Annotated in this window: 8 protein-coding genes; all 8 read right to left on the reverse strand. The window is 67.5% G+C overall.

Annotated features, from left to right (window positions below; translation table 11 throughout):
* Positions 1 to 7: 7 nt before the first annotated feature.
* Positions 8 to 964: an ornithine carbamoyltransferase gene (locus ACFT7S_RS31200; protein ID WP_382737498.1), complete on the reverse strand. Its 957-nt coding sequence runs from the start codon at positions 962 to 964 to the stop codon at positions 8 to 10.
* The gene (locus ACFT7S_RS31205) at positions 961 to 1,977 is read right to left on the reverse strand and encodes a pyridoxal-phosphate dependent enzyme (protein ID WP_382737499.1); all 1,017 of its coding nucleotides are present in this window, start codon (positions 1,975 to 1,977) and stop codon (positions 961 to 963) included. The genes ACFT7S_RS31200 and ACFT7S_RS31205 overlap by 4 nt, the downstream gene beginning before the upstream one ends.
* Before the next feature lie 63 nt (positions 1,978 to 2,040).
* The gene (locus ACFT7S_RS31210) at positions 2,041 to 2,373 is read right to left on the reverse strand and encodes a hypothetical protein (protein ID WP_382737500.1); all 333 of its coding nucleotides are present in this window, start codon (positions 2,371 to 2,373) and stop codon (positions 2,041 to 2,043) included.
* Between the two features lie 44 nt (positions 2,374 to 2,417).
* On the reverse strand, positions 2,418 to 2,741 hold the full coding sequence (locus tag ACFT7S_RS31215; protein WP_382737501.1) for a hypothetical protein: 324 nt from the start codon (positions 2,739 to 2,741) through the stop codon (positions 2,418 to 2,420).
* A 206-nt stretch (positions 2,742 to 2,947) separates the two neighbouring features.
* On the reverse strand, positions 2,948 to 3,724 hold the full coding sequence (locus ACFT7S_RS31220; protein WP_382737502.1) for an ABC transporter permease: 777 nt from the start codon (positions 3,722 to 3,724) through the stop codon (positions 2,948 to 2,950).
* On the reverse strand, positions 3,721 to 5,271 hold the full coding sequence (locus ACFT7S_RS31225) for a hypothetical protein (protein ID WP_382737503.1): 1,551 nt from the start codon (positions 5,269 to 5,271) through the stop codon (positions 3,721 to 3,723). The genes ACFT7S_RS31220 and ACFT7S_RS31225 overlap by 4 nt, the downstream gene beginning before the upstream one ends.
* A complete protein-coding gene (locus tag ACFT7S_RS31230) occupies positions 5,268 to 6,221 on the reverse strand; it encodes an ATP-binding cassette domain-containing protein (RefSeq protein WP_382737504.1) in 954 nt (317 codons plus the stop codon). The genes ACFT7S_RS31225 and ACFT7S_RS31230 overlap by 4 nt, the downstream gene beginning before the upstream one ends.
* Positions 6,222 to 6,357: 136 nt before the next feature.
* Positions 6,358 to 7,095, reverse strand: a 738-nt coding sequence (locus tag ACFT7S_RS31235; protein WP_382737505.1) for a phosphopantetheine-binding protein, incomplete at its 5' end; no start/stop codon positions are given.

Consider the following 7,095-nt stretch of genomic DNA (forward strand, 5'->3'; position numbering starts at 1 on the left):
CGGTTCATCAACTGCGGTGCACGCGTGCCGAGTTCCCGGTCACGACCCACTCCAGTACCGCCATGGCACTGGTCAGCTTCATCTCGGCCTGCTGCCAGGCGAGCGAGCGCGGCCCGTCGAGAACCGCGCCGGAGACCTCCTCGCCGCGGTGCGCGGGCAGGTCGTGCATGAACTTCGCCTCCGGCCAGCGCCGCAGGAACTGCTCGTCGATGTGGAACGGACGGAATCTCTCCCGCCAGTCGGGGTCGGTCTTGATGGTGCCGGTCGTCTGCCAGCGCGTCGTGTAGACGACGTCCACATGCGCCGGCAGATCGTCCGTGTCGTGGACCTCGCGTACGCTGCCGCCCGACTCGGCCGCCCGCTTCGCGGCGTCGTCCAGTACCTGGGGGTTCAGTCCGTAGCCGGGCGGGGTCGCGAAGGTGACGTGGCAGTGCGGCAGGTGGGAGATCCCGTGGGCGAGGGCGGATGCCGTGTTGTTGCCCTCGCCGAGATAGAGCACGGAGAGACCCTCGAGCGACCCGAACTCCATGAGCATCGTCGCCAGGTCGCATATCCCCTGAGTGGGGTGCTCCTCGGCGGCCATCGCGTTGATCACGGGGAGCCGGCCGGCGCCGGCCATTTCCCGCAGCTCCTCAAGGGGTCCGGAGGTCCTCGCGACGAGCGCGTCCAGCATGGAGCCGAAGATGCGGCCGGTGTCCTTGACCGATTCGCCCGTCGCCGTCTGAAGATCGTTGGGTCCGTACGTGACAGGAAATCCGCCGAGCCGCACAATGCCGCTGGTGAAGGCGGTCCTGGTCCGTGTGGACGTCTTGGCGAAGAGAACCCCGACCACCTTGTCGCGCAGCGGGCCGTCATGCGCCTTCCGGTCGTGGAAGAGCTCGCGGGACCTGGCCACGAGGCCCTCCAGGTCTCCCCTGGTCAGTTCGGACAGCGTCAGCAGCCCGCGTGCCTCGGTGGACATCATTCTCCGCTCTCGCTCAGGCCGCTGTACGCGACGCCGCCGCCGATCCCGGCGGTAGTGATCCCCTGGGCGGTCCGCCAGTCGGCCGCGTAGATCGTGGTCCGGTAGCGGTCCGCTCCATCGGGGCAGAGGCACACCAGCTCCTCGGTCCCCGGGTCCTGCCGGAACATCCGCAGCGCGGCGGCCACGGTCGCCCCGGAGCTGCCCCCGACACCGATCCCCACTTCCTCGGACAGCCACAGGCAGGCCGATACCGCCTCGGCGACATCGACGTACAGCACGGTTGCGGCGGTGGGATCGAGGAAGCTCGACGGGCAGCTCGCCCCTATCCCGGACAGGACCCGCTGCCCGGAGGTCCGGCCGAGCGCCGCGGAGCCGTGTACGTCGACACCGATGAGGCGCCAGTCCGCGTCGGTCGCGTCGGCGAACCGGGTCAGGCCGGCGAGTGTGCCGCCGGTGGAGACGGGGACCAGCACCGTCGCCGGACCCGGCACCTGCCGCAGGAGTTCGGGCGCCGTGCTTTCGAAATGGGCGTTCGGGTTCGCCTCGCTCCGGTACTGATTCGTCCAGACGAGCCCGGGGCGGACCTTCAGCTGTTCCCTGACGTATTGAATGCGGTTCAGTAAATATCCGCCGGTGGCATCGGGTTCGTCAATGACGCGCACCTGGGCCCCGAGGCCACGCATTCGATCGATGAAGAATACACTGGTCCGCGGATCGACCACGGCGGTGAAGGGAATCCCCCGTGCGGCACATTCGGCCGACATGGCGACACCAAGATTCCCCGAAGTCGACTCGATGATGCCGATTTCTTTGTCGATACGGTCGGCCACATGGTCGATCAAAGAGGCGGAGATGCGATCCTTCAGCGAACCAAAGGGATTCTTGGATTCCAGCTTGAGTCGCAGCCGCCGCACCGTCCCGTGCACCTTCAGGGAAACATCCACGATCGGAGTGTTCCCGACCGGAGAGCGCACAGGGTCCGCAGATCTCACAGCCCTCGTCATCAGTAACATCCGATATTCTCGAGTAGCGCGGCGGGTCCGCTCACGGCCCCTGAAGCACCGGATGGAAATCCGTCAGGCGTCGGTCATTTCCACGAGCGCCAGTCGGCCGGTGCCCTGCAGCGTAGCCAGATCGATATCGGCAATACAGCGCACCGCATCGTCATTGAGCGTCAGGGTGCCCTCGACGTGGACGGTGCCCGTCCGGGCGTCGAAGTCGGCAGCACTGAGGTCCGAAGCCTCGCGATCCAGGCGTATCCCCAGGTCAGTGCCACCTCGGGTCTCGGTGAACTTCACGAAGACGGTCCCGATGTCCGTCAGTCGCGTGTGCAGTTCCTCAAGCGTGGGCTCGGGCCCGCCGACTTCCACACGCTGTTCGACACTCAGGCGCTCGGTCAATTCATCCATGGTTCACCTCTCTAATTGGAGCGGCTCTGATCGGAGCGGCCGGCTCAGCTCTGCTCGGACTCGACATAGGCGAATGCCAAGTCGTCAGGAATGCTGAATTTCAGAGTGGTCTCGCAAAACTCACGCCACTCCGGAGTGTCCTCCGTGAAGAGCCGCTTGTCCTTGTCAACGCCGACAGGACTGAGCATGACCGTGAATTCGTCACAGAGGAACACCGTGGTCTCATCGGCAAGATCGTGCTCCTCGGGCTGCACCCCGGCCGACCACCCTGGAAAGCCACGCAATTCACCCAGCTGGTACGACTTGCAGTACTTCCTCACCCGAACCTCCGAAAGCAGGCCGACAGCGGACAGTGCCACGCGCAGCACCGACGGAACCGTCCATGACGTTCCGTCGGAATGCCGCGAAACGCAATATCGCGTCGTTAGGCGTCCTCAGCGTACGACAACCGTGCCTGCTCATCCATAAGTCCAAGCACATAGAAATGGCGGCCTCGTGTTCAACCGGCGCCTTCGCGCAGTTGAACACGAGACCGCCTTACCCGCCCGGGGGATTGGCGGGTAGTCTCGTTTGCTTATGCGTCTCGCGCGCGAAGCATCGCGCCGCCGACGGCCAGCGCGCCGAGGGCCCACAGGGCCACCACTCCGAGACCTTCCCAGGGACCGATCGGGAGCTGATCGACACCGATGGTCGTCTGAACGGAGAGGCCGGCCGTCATGGGGGCGATCTGCTGGAGGAGCCGCTGCCAGTCCGGGTCGGTGATCACCTGGGTGAGGATCGGGAAGAAGAAGAGCAGTCCCAGAACGATCCCGATGGCCGTCGCCGAACTCCGCACGATCAGTGCGATGCCGAGGCTGAGCAGCCCGATCAGGGCGAGGTAGAGGACGGATCCGACGCCGGCGCGCAGCGTCGCGGAGTCGGCCAGCGACATCGCCTCGTACCCGTGCGCCTCGGTGAAGCCCCGGCCGGGCTGCACCATCCCTCCGATCAGCAGCGACCCGAAGACGCCGATGGCACCCGCCACCACCATCACCGCACTCAGGACGGCCGCCTTCGAGAGGAGGACGGTCAGCCGGCGCGGCACCGCGGCGATCGTGGTCTGCATCATGCCGGTGCTGTACTCGTTGCCGACCATCAGCACCGCGACGATCGCGACGACGACCTGGCCGACCATGACGCCGGTGAGGCTGAGCTTCGTGGCGTCCTCTCCACAGCCCATGGCGTCACACCGGGATGTCATCGCCACCGCGGCGCCGACCGCCAGGGTCAGGGCCACGACGCCGAGCAGCAACCAGCCATTACTGGCGTCCGTCCGCAGCTTCGTCCACTCCGAGCGTCCCGCGTACCTCATACGTCCCTCCGGCGGATCAGGACCAGTGCGGCGCCGAAGGCAACCGCGGCGTAGGCGCACAGGACGGCGAAGCCGCCCCACGGCGCCAGCGGGAAGTAGCCGTGCGCCGGCGAATAGACGGTGACGACCTGGTCGTAGTGTGTGACGGTCTGCTGGATGGCGAACCCGGCGGCCGGTGTGACCTTCAGGAGCCAGTCAGAGGCCGCGGGGGGCAGGACGGACGCGGTGGCGAGCAGGTAGGGCAGCACCATGCTGACGACCACCACGGTGATGGTCACGGCGCTGCGCCGCAGGATCGCGCCGACGGACAGGGCGAACACACTGGCGGCGGCGAGCAGCAGGCCCGTTCCCACGATGACCCGCAGCTCGGTCGACGACGGCACCGTCAGGACGGGAAAGCCGTTCGCGAGCGACCGTGCTCCCCCGAAGGGCACCATGAAAGCGGCCGCGATCGCTCCGGCGAGGAAGGCCGCGCAACCCACCACGAGGGCCTTCGTCACCAGTACGCGGCCTCTGCGCGGGCTGGCCGCGAAGGTGACGCCGATCAGTCCTCGCCGGTACTCGACGGTCACGTAACCCGCGGCCACGACCACCATCATGATCAGCCCTGCGAACGCGCCGACGAGGAAGTTCGAGATGATGCGCACGCCGCTCGCGGCCGGTCCGCCGACCACCGGCGCGATGTCGCCGGCCCCGGTGATGCTGTAGCCAGTGTCGGACGAGGTCACCTCGCCCTTCGTCGACTGGCTGTAGCTGCCATTCGTGCCGGCACCGTCGCTGACCTGCCGGTCCTGCCAGGCTTCACCGCTCCACTCGCCGCTCAGCGTGGGAGCGCTGAACGTGCCGGTGGCGACGGCGGGGTTGAACCCTGTTCCCGTACCGGTCTCCTCCGTGGCCGACGGCGAGGTCACGAACAGCCCGACCTGCGGGGACTCCGAGAGTCCGGAGAGGTGAGCGGTGCCCACTTCGGCCCACTTGCTGCCGTCCGTCGACTGATAGCCGGTGATGGTGTCGCCGGTGCGCTGCAGCCGGAGATAGCGCGGCGCATCCGTCGACACCGTGCCGGGCAGCCCGGCCATGTCGTGCGTGTAGTCGTACTGCATCCGCACACCGTGCTCGCCGGTGACCATCATCGACGCGTACGACGACCCCGGCTTCAGGGAGTCCTTCACGATGATTCCGGCCTTGGCCCAGGGTGCGAGACCCGGCTTGTTCTCCGTGGGCGACGTAGCGACCTGACCGGTCAGCGAGGACACGGACACCGTGATGGTGCCGTCGCCCTTCAGCGGCTGGTGCATGAAGTAGAAAGCGTCGTTGACCGCCTCGCCGCCGGGACCGACGGGCAGCTTCGACGCATTGACGCCGCCGTCGTTGCTCTGTGCGGTGGCGAGCAGTCCGACCAGGCAGATGACCACCAGCGCACCGACCGTGCTGAGCACCCAGCCGCGCACCGTGCGGAACTTCGTCCACTCCGCGTGCAGTACGCGTCCGAAGCCGCCCCGTTCCGACCGGTCGGTGGCCGGCGGAGGCGAGATCGTGGCGGTCATCGTCCGGCCTCCTTGGTGACGACCCCGCGGTACTGCACGGAGTCCCGGGTGAGTTCCATGTACGCCTCTTCGAGCGACGCGCGGTGCGAGGACACTTCGGAGAACGGCACCGCGTTCGCACCGAGCACGGACACGACGTGCTCGGCCGGCAGGTCGGTGACGCTGATCGTGTCGCTTCCCATGGAACTCACCGTCGCACCGGCGCGTGCGAGCACATCCATCGCCTGCGTACGAGCCGACGTGCGCAGCGTCACGCGCCCCTCGGACACGGAGGCGAGCAGCTCGCGCACACTCATGTCGGCGACAACCTTGCCGCGCCCGACGACGATCACGTGGTCGGCGGAGTCCTGCAGCTCGCTCATCAGGTGACTGGACACCAGCACGGCGCGGCCCTGCTCGGCGAGTGACGCCAGGAAGCCGCGCATCCACATGAACCCCTCGGGGTCCAGGCCGTTGAACGGCTCGTCCAGCATGAGCATCGGCGGGTCGCCGAGCAGCGCGGCCGCGATACCCAGCCGCTGCCGCATCCCCAAGGAGAAGCCGCCCGCCTTGCGCCCGGCCACGTCCTGGAGGCCCACCCTTCGGATCACCTCGTCGACCGCGGCAGTGCCGAGCCCCTGCGAGTGGGCCAACCACAGCAGATGATGGCGGGCAGTCCGGCTCGGCTGTACGGCAGCCGCGTCGAGCAGCGCACCGACGTGCTTGAGAGGGGTGCGCAGCGTTGGGTACGGGCGCCCGCCGACCAGCGCGGTCCCCTTGTCCGGCTTGTCCAGACCGAGGATGACACGCATCGTCGTGGACTTCCCCGCACCGTTCGGGCCGACGAAGCCGGTGATCTGCCCCGGCCTGACGGCGAACGTCATGCCGTCCAGCGCCTGAGTGCTGCCGAAGCGCTTGTAGACGTCCCTGACCTCGATCACAGCTTGCGACCCATCGATCGTCTTCTCCATGCAAGAAGACTAGGGAGAAGGAGGGGTACGGGTCGTCACGGCAAGGAGCGAAGTCCCACGGTGCTCGCGTGAGGGACGAAGCAGACCGCCCCTCCCTCGTGCGAGGGAGGGGCGGTCTCCTACCTGAGGATGAGGCCTAGATATCGAACTCCTCGTACTCCGCGTCGTCCGCAACCGCCGCGTTCTCACCGCTTCCGACGATCGTGGCGATCGCCGCGATCGTCGGACGGTCGAAGACGGCCGAGAGCGGCAGATCGACGTCGAACACCGCCCGGATACGGGACACCACCTGGGTGGCGAGCAGTGAATGACCGCCCAGGTCGAAGAAGTTGTCGTCGACCCCGACCCGTTCCACGCCCAGGAGCTCGGCCCACATCTCCGCCAGGACGCGCTCTGTCTCGCTACGGGGCGCCACATATCCCTGCCCCGTTCCGGCCGGGGTCACGCCGTCGAACGCCCGGAGTGCGGCCCGGTCGATCTTTCCGTTCAGGGTGAGGGGCAGCGCGGCCAGCTCCACGAACACCGACGGAACCATGAACCCGGGCAGCCGCTCCCCCGCGAAGGAACGCAACTCACCCACCGCAGGTATCCCCTCACCCTGATCAGCCGGCACCACATGCGCCACCAACCTGCGATCCCCGTCCATACCCTCAACGGTCACCACCACCGACCGCACCCCAGGATGCACACTCAGCACCGATTCGATCTCACCCAGCTCGATCCGGAACCCACGCACCTTGACCTGATCGTCGGCGCGCCCGACGAACTCCAACCGCCCATCCGGCAGCCACCGCACCTGGTCACCCGAGCGATACATCCGCCTGCCGTCCCCGGCGAACGGATCTGCCACGAAGCGCTCGGCGCTCAGAGCCGG

It is taken from the genome of Streptomyces sp. NPDC057136 (assembly GCF_042670885.1).
Lineage (GTDB): Bacteria > Actinomycetota > Actinomycetes > Streptomycetales > Streptomycetaceae > Streptomyces.